Origin of the sequence: Streptomyces palmae, from assembly GCF_004684805.1 — a bacterium.
In the GTDB taxonomy this organism is placed as follows: Bacteria; Actinomycetota; Actinomycetes; order Streptomycetales; family Streptomycetaceae; genus Streptomyces; species Streptomyces palmae.
Map to the genome: position 1 here is coordinate 1 of NZ_SRID01000026.1, position 15,631 is coordinate 15,631.

The following is a 15,631-nucleotide window of genomic DNA, read 5'->3' on the forward strand; positions in this document are numbered from 1 at the left end:
CCCGCCACCCGACCGGCGCCCCCCGCACCGGAATCCACTGCACGACAAACCCCGCCATTACCGGGCTTTTCATAATCATCTGGTTAGGGTGCTCGCAACTCGCGGACCTCCCGCATCGCGCCGACAGGACCGAGGTAATCCGCCATGCCCACACCCAGCCGCCGCGCCGTCCTCGGTGCGGGCATCGCCGTCTCGGGTGCAGGCCTGCTCTCCGCCTGCTCCTTCCGCTCCAGCGGCGCCACCGTGGACGACGCCGACCACCGCGCCCGTCCGGCCGCCGGCCACGCCGCCCGCTACGTCGATCCGTACGGCCCGGAAGTACGCGCCGCCGAACGGCGGCGGACCCGCGGCGCGATCCGCACGATGCGGCTGACGGCCGCCCCCACCGAACTGGACCTGGGCGGGCGGATCGTGCGCACCTGGGCGTACGAGAACCGGCTGCCCGGCCAGGAGGTGCGGCTGACCGCGGGCGACACCCTGGCGCTGACCCTGGCCAACCGGCTGCCGCAGAGCACCACCGTGCACTGGCACGGGGTCGCGCTGCGCAACGACATGGACGGCTCGCCGGGGATCACCCAGGACCCCATCCCGGTGGGCGGCTCCTTCGACTACCGGTTCGCCATCGCCCACCCGGGCACCTACTGGTTCCACTCGCACTCCGGGGTGCAGTTGGACCGCGGCCTGTACGCGCCGCTGATCGTGGAGGACCCGCGGGAGCCGCTGAACTACGACCACGAGTGGGTCGTGGTGCTGGACGACTGGCTGGACGGGGTGCAGGGCAGCACCCCCGACGAGGTGCTGGAGGAGCTCGCCGGCGGCCGGATCATGGGCCACGGCGACACGCCCGCCGGCGGCACCCACCGGCCCACCGCCGGCACCCACCCGGCCACCGGCGGCGGTCGGCACCGGCACGGCCCCTCCCGGATGCTGCGGTACGGCTACAGTCCGCTGCTGGAGAGCCAGGCGGGCCATATCGCCTACCCCTACTACCTGGTCAACGGCCGCACCGCCAAGGACCCGCAGACCTTCCGCGCCAAGCCGGGCGACCGCGTCAGGATCCGGTTCATCAACGCGAGCAGCGACACCCCGTTCCTGGTCGCCCTGGGCGGTCACGCGATGACCATCACCCACACCGACGGCTACCCGGTGGAGCAGCGGACCGCGGACGCGCTGCTGCTGGGCATGGGCGAGCGGTACGACGTCCTGGTCACCGCCAAGTCGGGCGCCTTCCCGCTGACCGCCGTCGCGGAGGGCAAGCGCAAGGCCGCGATGGCGGTACTGCGTACCGACAAGAGCGCGCCCCCGTCCCCCTCGGCCCGCCCCGCCGAGCTGCACGGACGGCTGGTGACGGCCGACCAGCTGCTGGCCGCCGAACCGGCGCGGCTGGCACCGCGCCCACCGGACCGCGTCCTGCGGATGGTGCTCACCGGCTCCATGGCCGGCTGGAACTGGACGATCAACCACGAGCCGTACGACCCCCGGCGGCGCTATCCGGTGCGCGCCGGCGAACGGGTACGGCTGAAGTTCGTGAACCGCACCCGGATGTGGCACCCGATGCACCTGCACGGACACACCGGATCCCTGGCCGGCTACGGATTCCTGCGGGGCACCCGGCCGGCGGCCGGCACGGGGGCGCGCAAGGACACCACCATCGTGCTGCCCCGCAGCTGGGTGGAGCTGGACTTCGACGCCGACAACCCGGGGCTGTGGATGCTGCACTGCCACAACGTCTACCACCAGGAGACCGGGATGATGACGGTCCTCGGCTACCGGAAGTAGCCGCCCCTCCGCTCTCCACCCCCCCATTGCGTCAATAAGACGATTAAACTGGCGGACGTGCCTCAGCTTCGCCTCGCTCTGAACCAGATCGATTCGACCGTCGGCGACATCGCCGGCAACGCCGAGACGATCCTCCGCTGGACCCGGCACTCCGCCGACCAGGGCGCCCATCTGGTGGCGTTCCCGGAGATGGCGCTGACCGGCTACCCGGTGGAGGACCTGGCCCTGCGCGCCTCCTTCGTCGAGGCCTCGCGCACCGCGCTGCGCACGCTCGCCGCGCGGCTGGCCGGGGAGGGCCTGGGCGAGCTGCCGGTGGTGGTCGGCTACCTGGACCGCAGCGAGCGGGCCGCGCCGCGCTACGGACAGCCCGCCGGCGCCCCGCAGAACGCGGCGGCGGTGCTGCACCGGGGCGAGGTGGTCCTCTCCTTCGCCAAGCACCACCTGCCGAACTACGGCGTCTTCGACGAGTTCCGCTACTTCGTGCCCGGCGACACCCTGCCGGTGATCCGTGTGCACGGGGTCGATGTGGCGCTCGCCATCTGCGAGGACCTGTGGCAGGAGGGCGGCAGGGTGCCCGCCACCCGTACCGCCGGGGCGGGGCTGCTGCTCTCCGTGAACGCCTCGCCCTACGAGCGCGAGAAGGACGACACCCGGCTGGCCCTGGTGCGCAAGCGCGCCCAGGAGGCCGGCTGCACCACCGCCTACCTCGCCATGATCGGCGGCCAGGACGAGCTGGTCTTCGACGGCGACTCGATCGTGGTGGACGCCGCCGGCGAGGTGATCGTCCGCGCCCCGCAGTTCGCCGAGAGCCGCGTCCTGGTCGACCTGGAGCTGCCGGCCGCCGGCCCGGTGCCGCACGGCGTGGTCGACGACGGCCTGCGCGTGGACCACCGCGTGCTGTCCCCCGACCCGCTCCCGGCCTACCCGCCGACGCCCCCGGGGGCGGTGGCCGAGCGCCTGGACGACTCGGCGGAGATCTACCACGCGCTGGTGGTGGGCCTGCGGGCGTACGTCGCCAAGAACGGCCTGCGCACCGTGCTCATCGGGCTGTCCGGCGGCATCGACTCGGCGCTGGTGGCGGCCATCGCCTGCGACGCGCTCGGCCCCGAGCGGGTGTACGGCGTCTCCATGCCCTCCCGGTACTCCTCGGAGCACTCCCGGGAGGACGCCGCCGAGCTGGCCCGGCGCACCGGGCTGAACTTCCGCACCGTGCCCATCGCCCCGATGTTCGACGCCTACATGGAGTCGCTGGGGCTGACCGGCCTGGCCGAGGAGAACCTCCAGGCCCGGCTGCGCGGCACCCTGCTGATGGCCCTGTCCAACCAGGAGGGCCACATCGTCCTCGCCCCTGGCAACAAGTCGGAGCTGGCCTGCGGCTACTCCACGCTGTACGGGGACTCGGTCGGCGCGTACGGCCCGATCAAGGACGTCTACAAGACCGACATCTTCCGGCTCGCCAGGTGGCGCAACCAGGCCGCCAAGGACCGCGGGCAGACCCCGCCCATCCCGGAGAACTCGATCACCAAGCCGCCCAGCGCCGAGCTGCGCCCGGGGCAGGTGGACACCGACTCGCTGCCCGACTACGACACCCTGGACCGGATCCTGGAGCTCTACGTGGACCGCGACCAGGGCCGGGCGGAGATCGTGGCGGCCGGCTACGACGACGAGCTGGTGACCCGGGTGCTGCGGCTGGTGGACACCGCCGAGTACAAGCGGCGCCAGTACCCGCCCGGCACCAAGATCTCCGCCAAGGGCTTCGGCAAGGACCGCCGCCTCCCCATCACCAACCGCTGGCGCGAGCGGCCCCTGGACTGAGGGGTCCGTACCGCCGGGGAAGGAACGCGCCGGCACCGCGGTTAGCATTGCTTGAGCCTTCAATCAGGGGCTCGGCAGCCGCCCCCGCACAAGGAGTGTCCCGGTGAAGGTCGAGATCTACAGCGACATCGCCTGCCCGTGGTGCCATCTCGGCAAGAGCCGCTTCGAGCAGGCACTGGCCGCGTACCCGCAGGCCGACCAGGTCGAGGTGGTCTACCGGCCGTTCCAGCTGGACCCCGGCGCGCCGGAGGAGCCCCGAGCGCACCGCGAGGTGCTGGCCGCCAAGTTCGGCCCCCGCGCGGAGGCCATGGACGCCCGCATCACCGAGCTGGGCGCGGCCGAGGGCCTGGTCTTCGACTTCGACACGGTGGTCGAGAACAACTCGCTCCTCGCCCACCGCCTGCTGCGCTTCGCGCTGGAGGAGTACGGCCCGGACGCCCAGGCCCGCCTCAAGGGACGGCTGCTGGCCGCCCACTTCGGCGAGGGGCTCGACATCGGCGACCGCGAGGAGCTGACCGATGTCGCGGTCGCGGTCGGACTGGACCGCGACCCGGTGATCGCCTTCCTGGACGGCGACGAGCTGCACGACGAGGTGCTGGACGAGATCGAGGTGGCCCGGCAGCGCGGCATCACCGCCGTGCCCACCTTCGTCTTCGAGGGCCAGTGGGCGGTCCAGGGCGGCCAGGAGCCGGCGACCTTCCTGAACATCCTGAACCAGGTGGCCGAGCAGACCGCGGCCGACACCGCCACGGCCACCGACGCCGCCTGCGCCGACGGCGCCTGCGAGGTTCCGGGGCACTGACCGCCTGTCCCGCACCCCCAGTAAATGCCCGACGGCAGCGTGTAGTTGGATGGGGGCATGACTGATTACTCTCAGCAACCCAACCCTTACGGATACCAGCAGACTCCGATGTACCCCCCGGTGATGCCGGTGATGCCGCAGATGGGGCCGCCGCCGCACCTGCTCGCCAACCAGGGCCTGCGCCTCGTGGCCCGCATCCTCGACACGGTCTTCCTCATCGCCCTGGTGGCGGCGGTGGTCCTGCCGCTCATCCTCGTCGGGGGTGAGAACTCCGTCACCGGCGCGATCGCCATTGCCGTCATCCTGGGCGCCCTGGTGCTCTATGAGCCGCTGCAGACCTGGCGGTTCGGTGCCACCCTCGGCAAGCGGATATGCAAGCTGCGCATCGTTCGGCTGGAGGACGGAGACCGGCTCTCCTTCGGCCGGGCGCTCGGCCGCTACGGCAGCCAGTTCCTCCTGGGCATCATCCCTCTGGTCTCCCTCCTCGACGACCTGTGGTGCTGCTGGGACAGACCCAACCGCCAGTGCCTCCACGACAAGATGGCGACCACCGTCGTCATCACCGGCACCTGGTAGCCCCCGCGCGGGGGCCGCGCCGCGACGGGCGCCGACCGCGGCGTTCCCGCGCCGCCGGCCGCCGGAGCGGATTCAGGGCGCCCGGGCACCCTGGCCGAACGCCGCTTTCCCCGGCCCGGCCGGGGATCCTCGGCGGTCTCTCAGCCGTGGTGGAAGGCGGCACTGGCGAGCACGGTGCCGTCCGGGTTGAGCAGGCGCACGCCGGTGACCTGCGAGCTTCCGGCCGGGTAGGGCGAACCCCAGGAGCCGTAGCCCTTGGCGTTGAGGGCGAAGGAACCGACCTTGGCGGTGGAGCCGTCGGCCCGCTGCAGCTGGCAGTGGACGGTGCCGGAGTGCCCCTCGGCGTCCACCGCCATGTACAGCCAGGGAGACTTTCCGGTGTGGAGGTAGACCTGCCCGAGCGAGTGGCCCGAGCTGGCGAGATCGGCGGTGCGCAGCCCCGGGTGCGCCGGGGAGACGATGGGTGCCACAGGCGCGGGGCGGCCGACGGACGCGCCCAGCGCCCAACCGCCCCCGCCGAGGGCCAGGCCCGTGGCCGCCGCCGCCCCGGCCAGGGCGAACCGCCGCCACAACCCGCCCTGGCGCGGTCGCCGTCCGGAGCCGAGTCCGAGCCGGTCGAGCACCCTGTCCTCGAAACCGACCGGCGGTTCGCTGCCTGGCACGAGGCCCAGCAGCGCATCCGAGGTGGCCGTCAGCTCATGGACGTGTTCGCGGCAGGCCGGGCAGTGCTCCAGGTGGTCCATCGCCTCGGCCCGCTCCCTGGCGGACAGCAGGCCGAGCGCCAGCTCCGCGACGATCCCCCGGAACTGCCCGCAGGTGAACACGCCGTTGCCCGTCATGGGTCCGCCTGCCGAATCGCGAGGGACGCCCGGATCTTGGCCATGGCCGACCTGATCCGGGTCTTGGCGGTACCGAGCGGAATCTTCTCGAAGTCGGCGACCTGCTGAGCCGTCATCCCGTAGATACCGGCGAGCACCACCGCGCGCGCCTGCTCGCGCGGCAGCGAGCCGACCACCCGGCGCAGTTCCACCGCGGTTTCGGCGGAGAGCGCGTGCCGCTCCGGAGTGTCCGCGATGGTCTCCATCATGTTCTCCAGATCTACGGGGTCAACCGGAGTCGCCTTGCGCGCACGGACGGCATCGATGGCGAGGTTGTGCGCGATGGCCGCCAGCCAGGTGGGCACCGATCCCCGGCGCGGGTCGTAGACCTGAGCGTGCCGGCAGGCGCGCTCGAAGGTCTGCTGAGCGATGTCCTCAGCGAGCTGGACATCACCGACCACGGCGATGGCCACGCCGAAGACGCGGCGCTGGAAGCGCCGGACGAACGCCACGGCGATCTCGGGATCGCCGGTCATGAGCCCGGCCAGCAGAGCCTCGTCGGACACCCGTTCCAAGGAGATGCCTATCCTGCGCATACTCCCTACGTAACACGAGCCCGCACGGATTGCCTGCCCCAGACGACACTCGGGCGGGAATTACCGCAGAGCCCCGGCATACATATACGCGCACGGGCAAAACCGCAGGCGGACGGGCGAAAAATTTCCTCAGAGGGCAATCCGCTGAGCGCTCCGGAGCGTATTCCCTGTGGAAGGATCTCAAGCCCCTTGAGAAGGGAAGCTCCATGTTCTCCAAGGATTTCGTTTTCGGGCGACGCCGTCGCGACTTCGACGACTTCGATGACTTCGACGACTTCGACGACTTCGGAAGGGACCGCGAGTTCGGACACCGCCGCCGCGGCCGTCGATTCGGATTCGGTGACCGCTTCGGCTTCGGTGGCCGTGGACGCCACGGACACCGTTGGTGATCGCCTGTGACGGCCGAGCAGGGCCGAGCACGTGGTTCGCTCGGCCGCCAACACACGATGAGGGACGCGTCTTATGGGGCGTAACTCATCTCATCTGATGCGACGGCTGCTGTCGGTGGCCGATGACCCCGACGCAGTCGTCGCTGCCGCGCCGCCCGTAACGCCGCGTGAGGCCCTCCGGCGATTCTGGCCCTATACCCGCGGTGGTCGGCGCTGGCTCGCTCCGATACTCCTCTTCAGCATGCTCGGCCCCCTGGTCGACGGGGCCGAGATCTGGCTATTCAAGATCGTGGTGGACGATGTCCTCGTACCCCGCGATCTACGGCCCTTTCTCTGGATCGCCCTGGCATACGCGGGGCTCATCATCGGATCGGGCGTTCTGGGATTCGCCGACGACGTGACGTCCACCTGGGTCAGCGAGCGTTTCCTGCTGAACCTTCGATCAGAAGTGTTTCGGCATGTCCAGCGCCTCTCGCTCGGATTCTTCGAACGGCGACGGCTGGGCGACGTACTGTCACGCATCACCGGCGATATCGACGCGGTCGAGACGTTTCTTCTCTCCGGAGTGGCTGATGGCCTCTCCTACGTGCTCCGATTGGGCGTCTTCCTCGGCCTGCTCTTCTACCTCAGCTGGAAGATGACCTTCCTGGCCATCGTCATCGTGCCGCTCTTCTGGTGGGCGGCCCGGCGCTTCTCCCGGCTGATCAAGGCCGCCTCGCGGGAGCGGCGGCGGCGCAGCGGTTCCATCACCGCGATCGCCGAGGAGTCGCTCGGCAACATCGCGCTGGTGCAGGCGTACAACCAGCAGGACTCGGAGGCGCGCAGGTTCGATCGCGAAAGCACGGGCAGGTACCACGCGGCGATGGCCTCGGCACGCATCCGCGCCGTCTACGGCCCGATAGTCCAGGCCATCGAGCTGACCGGCGTACTGGTGGTCATGGCCCTGGGCACCTGGCAGCTGGGACAGGGGAAGCTCTCGCTGGGTGGTCTGCTGGTCTTCCTCGCGCTGCTGGGCAATCTCTACAGCCCGATCCACAATCTGTCCCAGCTCGCCAACGCGTTCTACGCGGCCTCCGCCTCCGCCGAGCGGATCATCGAGCTGCTCGACCAGCGCCCCCAGGTCGTCGAGACCACCGGTGCCCGGCCGATCGGGCGTGCCCGGGGCGAGATCGAATTCCGCGGCGTCGGCTTCCGCTATCCGGGTACGTCCCGGTGGGCGCTCCAGGACGTGTCGTTCCAGGTGCCGCCCGGCTCGACGCTGGCGCTGGTCGGCGCGAGCGGTGCCGGCAAGTCCACGGTGGGGAAGCTGCAACTGCGCTTCTACGACCCCGACCAGGGGGCGATCCTCCTCGACGGCACCGACCTGCGGGACCTCCGCCTCGCCGAGCTGCGGGAGAACGTCGCGGTGGTCCTCCAGGAGACACTGGTCTTCCACGGCACCGTACGGGAGAACATCGCCTACGGCCGCCCGGACGCGACGGAGGCGGACATCGTCGCGGCGGCCCGCGCCGCCGACGCCCATGACTTCATCGAGCTGCTGCCCGAGGGCTACGACACCCTGGTGGGCCAGCGCGGCCGGACCCTGTCCGGGGGGCAGGCCCAGCGCCTCGCGATCGCCCGCGCGATGATCAGGGACGCGCCCGTGCTGCTCCTGGACGAGCCGACCACCGGCCTGGACGCCCGGTCGGTGAACCGGATCATGGAACCGCTGCGCCGTCTCATGGCCGGGCGGACGACCATCGTCATCTCCCACAACCTGCTCACCGTCCGCGACGCCACCTCCACCGTCGTGCTGGACCACGGCCAGGTCGTCGAGCAGGGAACCCATGAGGAGCTGCTCCGGCGCGACGGGACCTACGCCCGGCTTCACCGGCTGAACGCGGTGACCGGCACCGCCCCCGCCGACGAACCATCCGAGCGCAAGGCCCTGTGGTGAACCGCGCTCGCGGGGGCTACTCGCCCCGGCCGGCTTCCTGGGCCGCACGCTCCACCCGGTCCCGGTAGCCCTGCCACCATGCCGGATCGCCCGACGGCATGTTGTCGTTGCCGTCGGTCATCCCCACCGCGCCGTCGACGAGCTCCCGGACGATGTCGGCGTGGCCGGCGTGGCGTTGGGTATCGGCGATCGCGTGGACCATGGCACGGTGCAGGGTCACCTCGTTCCGGTGGCTGGGCCACCAGGGCACCGTGCCCACCGCGTCCAGCGCCAGCGCCTCGATCGTGGCGTCCGCGTGCGCCCAGGCGCGGCGGTAGAGCGCCACGATGTACTCGCGTGACTCGTCGGCGGTGGCCCACATGTCCGCGTTCGGCTCGGCGTCGTCCGCGAGCCAGGGCACCGGTTCGCTCGGCGGCCGTCCGAAGGTGTCGCCGAAGTACCCGAGTTCCACCCCGACCACGTGCTTCACCAGCCCCAGGAGGTTGGTGCCGGTCGGCGTCAGCGGGCGGCGGATGTCGTACTCCGAGAGCCCTTCGAGCTTCCACAGCAGGGCATCGCGGGCGGACTGCAGATAGAGGTGGAGTTCAGCCTTGAAATCCGAGGTGGTCATGGAGCCAGTCTGCCGCCGGAGCGATCTTTGTCCAGCGCGTTTGTCCGACCGCGAGCAGCGCAGGAGGCCCGGTTGTCCTGCTCGAAGGCGAGCAACTGCGGGGCGTGACCTGGACGGTGCGGCCGTATCTCGGGCATGACCGCGCATAAGGGCAGCCCGACCGCGGCCCGGTCCGCGATTTCCGGCCGGCTGGCTCCGCGGCATACGACGCCTCGGTACGCGCCTCAGGCGACGGGTGCCGGGGTGTGGCTACCGGTGGCGCCCCGGGTGAGTGCCTGTCGCGCCTGGGCGAGCCTGCGGACCGCCTCGGTGAGCCGGTCCGAGGGGAGCGTGTACGGCAGGCGGATGTGGCGTTCGAAGGCCCCGCCGATCCCGAATCGCGGCCCGGCCGCGATGGTCACCCCGTGGTCGGGCGCGATCGCCGCCAGCCGTGAGCTGACGGGCTCGGGGAACGCCGCCCAGAGCGTGATGCCTCCGGCGGGTGGCGGCGCCTGGACGTCCGGCAGGTGCTCGGCGAGTGCCTGCCTCAGGGCGTCACATCGCGAGCGCAGCCGCCGGAGGGTGTCGGGGCGCTCGGTCTGGTGCGTGGTCAGCAGGTGGGCCGCTGCCAGCTGCTCCAGGACCGGGGTGCCGAGGTCCGTGGCGGGGCGGGCCTGTTCGAGGCGCTGCAGGAGTGCGGGCACGGCGCGGATCCAGCCGATGCGCAGGCCGCCCCAGACGCTCTTGGACACCGAGCCGACGCTGATGGCGGTCGGCATGTGCAGGGCGAAGGGCTCCGGTTTCGTGCCGTCCAGGGCCAGATCGGCCATGGTCTCGTCGATGACCGTGGGACAGGCGAGCCGGAGCCGGTGCCGCACGCTCCCGGACATGCACATCCCGGTCGGGTTGTGGAAGTCGGGTATCAGATAGGCCAGTTGCGCGGCGCGCCCTGCGGCGTGCAGTTGCTCCGGGTCCCAGCCGGACGCCCCGAGGGGCACGGGCAGGAGTCTGGCACGCGCCTCGGTGAAGGTCCTGATCGCGTGCGGGTAGGTGGGGTGGTCGATCAGGACCCGGTCGCGCGGGGCCAGGAGGGTGCGCGCCAGCAGGCCGAGCGCGTGCTGCGCACCGTTGGTGACCATGATGTGGTCGGGCGCCGTGGGCAGCCCTCTGCGCTGGTACCAGCCGGCGACCGCCTCTCGCAGCTCTGCGATGCCGTACCGGTCGTACCCGTGCCGCTCGAAGTGGAGCGGCAGGCGTTCCAGGGCGGCGGCGAAGGCGGCGTGGAGGATCCCGGCGGGTGCGGGCGGCGCGGCGAAGGACAGGTCGATGGTGTCCGCGTCGGGGCCGGTCGGGCGCTCCGGCGGCGCGTCGTGCGGGAGCCGCACCGTCGCTCTGGCGCGCGCTCGCGTGGTGAGGTACCCCTGCTCGACCAGGGTGCGGTAGGCGGCGCCGACGGTGGTCCTGCTGGTGCCGAGCACGGCGGCCAGGTCCCGCTCGCTGGGCACCGCCGCCCCGAGCGAGAGGCGTCCGTCCAGGACCAGCAGCCGCAACCGGTCCGAGAGGCGCTGGTGCGCGGGCCCCGGCCCGTCCCGCCAGTCCCCCACCATGCGGGCCACCGCGTGCGAACTCGTCTTCACCGGACCAGCCTAGGCGATCTGGCTATGGAATCGGGGTCCAGATGCCCCGGAGGCTTGCGCCATGACTTCTCCCGTTCGCGCCGCGCGACTCTCCGCCCCTGCCCCCTGTCACGACCGTCCCGCGATGGCGCGCATGGACGCCTTCGCCCAACTCCGCGCGGGCCGGACGGCGCGCCGCCTCCCCCAGCTCCTGGTGGGCCTGGTGGGGTACGGCGCGGCCGTCATGGTGCTCGTCCGGTCCGGTCTCGGCACGGCCAGCTGGAGCGTCCTCACCGACGGTACGGCCACGTCCCTCGGCATCTCGTTCGGGTGGGCCACCAACCTGATCTCGCTGCTGGTGCTCCTCGCCTGGATACCCCTGCGGGAACTCCCGGGGCTCGGCACCGTGCTCAACGTCGCGATCGTCGGCTTCGCCGCGGACGCCACCGCGGTCGTGCTGCCCGACCCCTCGGGGACGCCCGCCCGGATCGGCTACCTCCTCGCCGGCCTCGCCGCCCTGGCCTTCTTCGACGCGCTCTACCTCGGCGCGCAGTTCGGGCCGGGCCCCCGCGACGGCATCATGACCGGGCTCGTCCGCCTCACCCGCCTCCCCGTCGCGGTGGTGCGGACCGGCATCGAGGTGACCGTCGCCGGCCTCGGCTGGGTCCTCGGCGGAGACCTCGGGCTCGGGACCGTACTCGTCGCGCTGTGCATGGGGCCGCTGGTCGGCTACTTCCTGCCGCGCCTGACGGTTCGCCTCCCCGCCGCGCGGGACGGCCAGGAGCACGGCTGACGACCTGCCGCCCATCGACCGTACGGCCCGTCGGGTCAGCCGAACGGCTGACTCGGCACCGCCGGAGACAGGACATGCCCGAGGCACGGGGGAATCTGTGCTGCCGTGGACCCCTGGTGCCGCGCGTGCTCCCGTGAGGCCGCGGCGGAGTTCGGGGAGGTGCGTGCTGTGCGGCGCTGGCGGGCCCTGGGCATCCTCGGGACGGCCCAGTTCCTGATGGTGCTGGACACCTCGGTGATGAACGTCGCGATCAGCCGGCTGGTCGAGGACTTCGATACCGAGGTCACCGCGATCCAGGCCGTCATCACCCTCTACACCCTGGTCATGGCCGCATTCATGATCACCGGGGGCAAGCTCGGCGACATGCTCGGACGCCGGCGCGCGTTCGTCATCGGCCTGGTCGTCTACGGCGTGGGGTCCGCGCTCACAGCCTCGGCTCCGGTGCTGTGGGTGCTCGCGATCGGCTGGTCGGTGATCGAGGGGCTCGGCGCGTCGCTGGTCCTGCCCGCTCTGGCGGCCCTGGTGGCCGGGACGTACGAGGGCCGGGACCGGGCCGTCGCCTTCGGTGTCATGGGAGGGCTGGCCGGGGCGGGCATCGCGGTCGGGCCGCTTCTCGGCGGCTGGGTGACGACGTATCTGACGTGGCGTCTCGTGTTCGCCGCCGAGGTCGTCGTGGTGGTGGTCATCCTCCTGTGCGTGGGATGGATCGAGGAGCACCCGCGAACGGGGCCGCGGGCGCGGCTCGACGCCGTCGGCGCCGTACTGTCCGCGGTCGGCCTGGCCCTCGTGGTCATGGGGGTGCTGCAGAGCAGTTCATGGGGATGGCTGCGCCCCCGCAACTCCCCGGTCACCGTCTTCGGGTTCTCCCTCACCCTGTTCGTCATCGCGGCGGGTGGCGTCGTCCTGCACCTGTTCCGGGCGTGGGAGGGACGGGTGGAGGCGCGGGGCGGAGATCCGCTCGTGCGGTACTCGCTGTTCGCCATCCCCCCGCTGCGGTCCGGACTGACCATGCTGCTCGGCCAGAACCTCATCCTGCTCGGCCTGTTCTTCGCCATCCCCCTGTATCTCCAGGTCGTCCAGGGCTTCGACGCCTTCGAGACCGGTCTGCGGTTGCTGCCGGTCTCGGTCACCATGCTGCTGGCCGCCATGGCCGGCCCGCTCGCCAGTCGGTTCGCCGGACCTCGGGCGGTCGTACGGTCGGGCCTGCTGGTCCTGTTCGCGGCGATCCTGTGGCTGCTCGCCACGATCGAGCCCCGGATCGACAATCTCTCGTTCGCGTTCGCGATGGCCCTCCTGGGCCTGGGGATGGGCCTGCTCGCCTCGCAACTGGGGAATGTGACGCAGTCGAGCGTGGGGGAGGCCGCCCGCGGCGAGGTGGGCGGCCTCCAGTACACCGCCCAGAACCTCGGTTCCTCCCTCGGCACCGCACTCATCGGCTCCCTGCTGATCGGCGCCCTGGTGAACGCGTTCACCACGAAGATCGAGGACAACCCCAAGGTGTCGAACGCCGCGCACCAGCAGGTGGGTATCGCCATCGAGGCCGGAGTCAGCTTCGTCAGCACGGACCAGGTACGGGCCGCCGCCGAGAACGCCGCACTGCCGCCGTCCGAGGTCGACGCGCTGGCGCACGCCTATGCCGACGCTCAGCTGGAAGCCCTCAAGGCGGCCATCCTGGCCACCGGCGGCGTCACGCTCGCCTGCCTCGCGTTCACCCGACCCCTCCCCACGCGACGGCAGGCCGAGCAGCGGCCGGACACCACGGCGGCGGCGTCCTGATCCCGGGACCGAGCGGGACCCGCTCCCTCGTGGGCGTCAGGGCCGCAGTCGCCGCGAGGCTCACGCCCCCGGCCGGGCGTCGATGTCGGCGATCAGGGCCTCGACGCGCCGCCGGATCTCGTCGCGGATGGGACGGACCGCCTCGACACCCTTGCCGGCCGGGTCTTCCAGGGCCCAGTCGAGGTACGTCCTGCCGGGGAAGACCGGGCAGACGTCGCCGCAGCCCATGGTGATGACGTAGTCGGAGGCCTGGACGGCCTCGGGGGTCAGGATCTTCGGCGCGGCCGCGGAGATGTCGACGCCGGCCTCCCGCATGGCCTCGACCGCGGCCGGGTTGATCTGGTCGCCCGGCAGGGAGCCGGCGGACCGGACCTCGATCCGGTCGCCGGCGAGGTGGCCGAGGAATCCGGCGGCCATCTGCGAACGGCCGGCGTTGTGGACGCAGACGAACAGCACGGAGGCGAGCGGGGCAACGGGCATCGGGGATCTTCCTTCGGGCTGCGGGACCGGACGGCGGTCTGCGTGCGGGGCCTCTGATCAGTCCAGCCTGATATCAATCGGGGATGATGTGAAAGTATCAGCACATGCTGACATCAGTCGATGCTGATCTGATCCGAGCGCTGGCCGACCCCCTCCGGCTGCGCATCGTCACCCTGCTCGCCAAGGAGACGCTCTGCACCACGCACCTGGTCGAGGAGACCGGCGCGAAGCAGACCAACCTCTCCAACCACCTGAAGGTGCTGCGGGAGGCCGGGGTCGTGGAGACCGAGCCCTGCGGCCGGTTCACCTACTACAGGCTGCGCCCGGACGCGATCGCCCGCCTCGCCGGTCAGCTCGCCGAACTGGCGGATTCCGCCCGGAGCGCCGCCGACCGCAAGAGGACCTGCCCGTGACCCGCACCGAAGCACCCGCGACCGCCGAGGAGACCTCGATCGTCGCGAAGCTGTCGACCCTCGACCGCTTCCTCGCCGTCTGGATCCTGCTCGCCATGGCCCTCGGCCTCGGCCTGGGCCGGGCCATCCCCGGCCTGGACGACGCCCTGGCCAAGGTGGAGATCGGCGGTGTCTCGCTGCCGATCGCCCTGGGCCTGCTGGTCATGATGTATCCGGTCCTGGCCAAGGTCCGCTACGACAGGCTCGACGCCGTCACCGGCGACAAGAGGCTGATGGTCTCCTCACTGGCCATCAACTGGCTCATCGGACCCGCGGTGATGTTCGCCCTGGCATGGATCTTCCTGCCGGACCTGCCCGAGTACCGCACCGGACTGATCATCGTCGGCCTGGCCCGCTGCATCGCCATGGTCATCATCTGGAACGACCTGGCCTGCGGCGACCGCGAGGCCGCCGCCGTACTGGTCGCGCTGAACTCGGTCTTCCAGGTCCTGGCCTTCGGCCTGCTGGGCTGGTTCTACCTCGACCTGCTGCCCGACTGGCTCGGCCTGGGCGACGGCCGGCACCTGGACATCTCCACGGGGAAGATCGCCCTGAACGTCGCCATCTTCCTGGGCATCCCCCTGCTGGCCGGTTTCCTCACCCGCCGCATCGGCGAGAAGAGGCTCGGCCGCGAGAGGTACGAGGCGGGCTTCCTGCCGAGGATCGGGCCCTGGGCCCTGTACGGGCTGCTGTTCACGATCGTCGTCCTCTTCGCCCTGCAGGGGAAGACGATCACTTCGCAGCCGCTGGACGTGGCGCGGATCGCGCTTCCGCTACTGGTCTACTTCGCGGTGATGTGGTTCGGCACCTTCGCCCTCGGCAAGGCCATCGGCCTGGCCTACGACCGCACCGCCACCCTCGCCTTCACCGCCGCCGGCAACAACTTCGAGCTGGCCATCGCGGTCGCCATCGCGACCTTCGGCGTCACCTCCGGCCAGGCCCTGTCCGGCGTGGTCGGCCCGCTGATCGAGGTGCCCGTCCTGGTCGCCCTCGTCTACGTCTCCCTGGCCTGGCGGCGCCGGTTCGGCGCGACCCGGCAGCGAACCCCGGCCACCCAGGACAGTTGAGGCATCACCCTGGGTTCCCGATCCGCGCCGAGCAGATCGCCGGCCCGGCGGCCACCAGGCCTCCGGGCCGCTGCCGTACGTGTACGCCACGGCCCACCGCCCCCCTGCCGCACGGCGCCCGCCCGCCACCGGATGCCGCTCCACCCC

Annotated in this window: 15 protein-coding genes; 10 read left to right on the plus strand and 5 right to left on the minus strand. The window is 71.4% G+C overall.

The genetic code is table 11. From position 1 onward, the window contains the following. Positions 1 to 144: 144 nt before the first annotated feature. The 4 genes from E4099_RS04910 to E4099_RS04925 all read left to right on the plus strand — a co-directional run bounded on the left by E4099_RS04910 (position 145) and on the right by E4099_RS04925 (position 4,972). A complete protein-coding gene (locus tag E4099_RS04910; protein ID WP_135337690.1) occupies positions 145 to 1,779 on the plus strand; it encodes a multicopper oxidase family protein in 1,635 nt (544 codons plus the stop codon). A 57-nt stretch (positions 1,780 to 1,836) separates the two neighbouring features. Continuing rightward, positions 1,837 to 3,594, plus strand: coding sequence for an NAD+ synthase (locus tag E4099_RS04915; RefSeq protein ID WP_135337691.1), 1,758 nt, complete (start codon positions 1,837 to 1,839; stop codon positions 3,592 to 3,594). Between the two features lie 103 nt (positions 3,595 to 3,697). Further along, complete coding sequence (locus E4099_RS04920; protein WP_135337692.1) at positions 3,698 to 4,396, plus strand: DsbA family oxidoreductase; 699 nt, start codon at positions 3,698 to 3,700, stop codon at positions 4,394 to 4,396. A gap of 57 nt (positions 4,397 to 4,453) precedes the next feature. Next, complete coding sequence (locus E4099_RS04925) at positions 4,454 to 4,972, plus strand: RDD family protein (protein WP_135337693.1); 519 nt, start codon at positions 4,454 to 4,456, stop codon at positions 4,970 to 4,972. A gap of 140 nt (positions 4,973 to 5,112) precedes the next feature. On the opposite strand, the gene E4099_RS04930 is transcribed toward E4099_RS04925, so the two are convergent. Both E4099_RS04930 and E4099_RS04935 read right to left on the minus strand, forming a co-directional pair. Next, complete coding sequence (locus E4099_RS04930) at positions 5,113 to 5,811, minus strand: zf-HC2 domain-containing protein (protein WP_135337694.1); 699 nt, start codon at positions 5,809 to 5,811, stop codon at positions 5,113 to 5,115. Next, a complete protein-coding gene (locus E4099_RS04935) occupies positions 5,808 to 6,386 on the minus strand; it encodes an RNA polymerase sigma factor (RefSeq protein ID WP_135337695.1) in 579 nt (192 codons plus the stop codon). Before E4099_RS04935 ends, E4099_RS04930 begins: the two co-directional genes overlap by 4 nt. A gap of 206 nt (positions 6,387 to 6,592) precedes the next feature. On the opposite strand from E4099_RS04935, the gene E4099_RS04940 reads away from it, so the two are divergent. Together E4099_RS04940 and E4099_RS04945 are read left to right on the plus strand one after the other, a co-directional pair. Continuing rightward, positions 6,593 to 6,775 carry a hypothetical protein gene (locus tag E4099_RS04940; RefSeq protein ID WP_135337696.1) on the plus strand — a complete coding sequence of 61 codons (183 nt, stop codon included), beginning with the start codon at positions 6,593 to 6,595 and terminating at the stop codon, positions 6,773 to 6,775. 97 nt (positions 6,776 to 6,872) lie between these two features. Beyond that, positions 6,873 to 8,711 carry an ABC transporter ATP-binding protein gene (locus E4099_RS04945; protein WP_280923482.1) on the plus strand — a complete coding sequence of 613 codons (1,839 nt, stop codon included), beginning with the start codon at positions 6,873 to 6,875 and terminating at the stop codon, positions 8,709 to 8,711. 16 nt (positions 8,712 to 8,727) lie between these two features. Here E4099_RS04945 and E4099_RS04950 read toward each other — a convergent pair whose 3' ends face one another. Together E4099_RS04950 and yczR are read right to left on the minus strand one after the other, a co-directional pair. Further along, entirely contained in the window at positions 8,728 to 9,321 is a 594-nt protein-coding gene (locus tag E4099_RS04950) for a DinB family protein (protein WP_135337698.1), read from the minus strand. A 224-nt stretch (positions 9,322 to 9,545) separates the two neighbouring features. After that, positions 9,546 to 10,937 carry a MocR-like transcription factor YczR gene (gene yczR / locus E4099_RS04955; protein ID WP_135337699.1) on the minus strand — a complete coding sequence of 464 codons (1,392 nt, stop codon included), beginning with the start codon at positions 10,935 to 10,937 and terminating at the stop codon, positions 9,546 to 9,548. 124 nt (positions 10,938 to 11,061) lie between these two features. On the opposite strand from yczR, the gene yczE reads away from it, so the two are divergent. Beyond that, positions 11,062 to 11,709: a membrane protein YczE gene (yczE, locus tag E4099_RS04960; protein ID WP_245244605.1), complete on the plus strand. Its 648-nt coding sequence runs from the start codon at positions 11,062 to 11,064 to the stop codon at positions 11,707 to 11,709. A gap of 168 nt (positions 11,710 to 11,877) precedes the next feature. Beyond that, the gene (locus E4099_RS04965) at positions 11,878 to 13,485 is read left to right on the plus strand and encodes an MFS transporter (RefSeq protein ID WP_135337700.1); all 1,608 of its coding nucleotides are present in this window, start codon (positions 11,878 to 11,880) and stop codon (positions 13,483 to 13,485) included. Positions 13,486 to 13,545: 60 nt separating this feature from the next. Here E4099_RS04965 and E4099_RS04970 read toward each other — a convergent pair whose 3' ends face one another. Further along, a complete protein-coding gene (locus E4099_RS04970) occupies positions 13,546 to 13,965 on the minus strand; it encodes an arsenate reductase ArsC (protein WP_135337701.1) in 420 nt (139 codons plus the stop codon). A 104-nt stretch (positions 13,966 to 14,069) separates the two neighbouring features. Here E4099_RS04970 and E4099_RS04975 point away from each other — a divergent pair, with 104 nt between their 5' ends. Both E4099_RS04975 and arsB read left to right on the plus strand, forming a co-directional pair. Then, a complete protein-coding gene (locus E4099_RS04975) occupies positions 14,070 to 14,378 on the plus strand; it encodes an ArsR/SmtB family transcription factor (protein WP_135337702.1) in 309 nt (102 codons plus the stop codon). Continuing rightward, the gene (gene arsB / locus E4099_RS04980; protein WP_135337703.1) at positions 14,375 to 15,484 is read left to right on the plus strand and encodes an ACR3 family arsenite efflux transporter; all 1,110 of its coding nucleotides are present in this window, start codon (positions 14,375 to 14,377) and stop codon (positions 15,482 to 15,484) included. Before E4099_RS04975 ends, arsB begins: the two co-directional genes overlap by 4 nt. Positions 15,485 to 15,631: the final 147 nt, after the last annotated feature.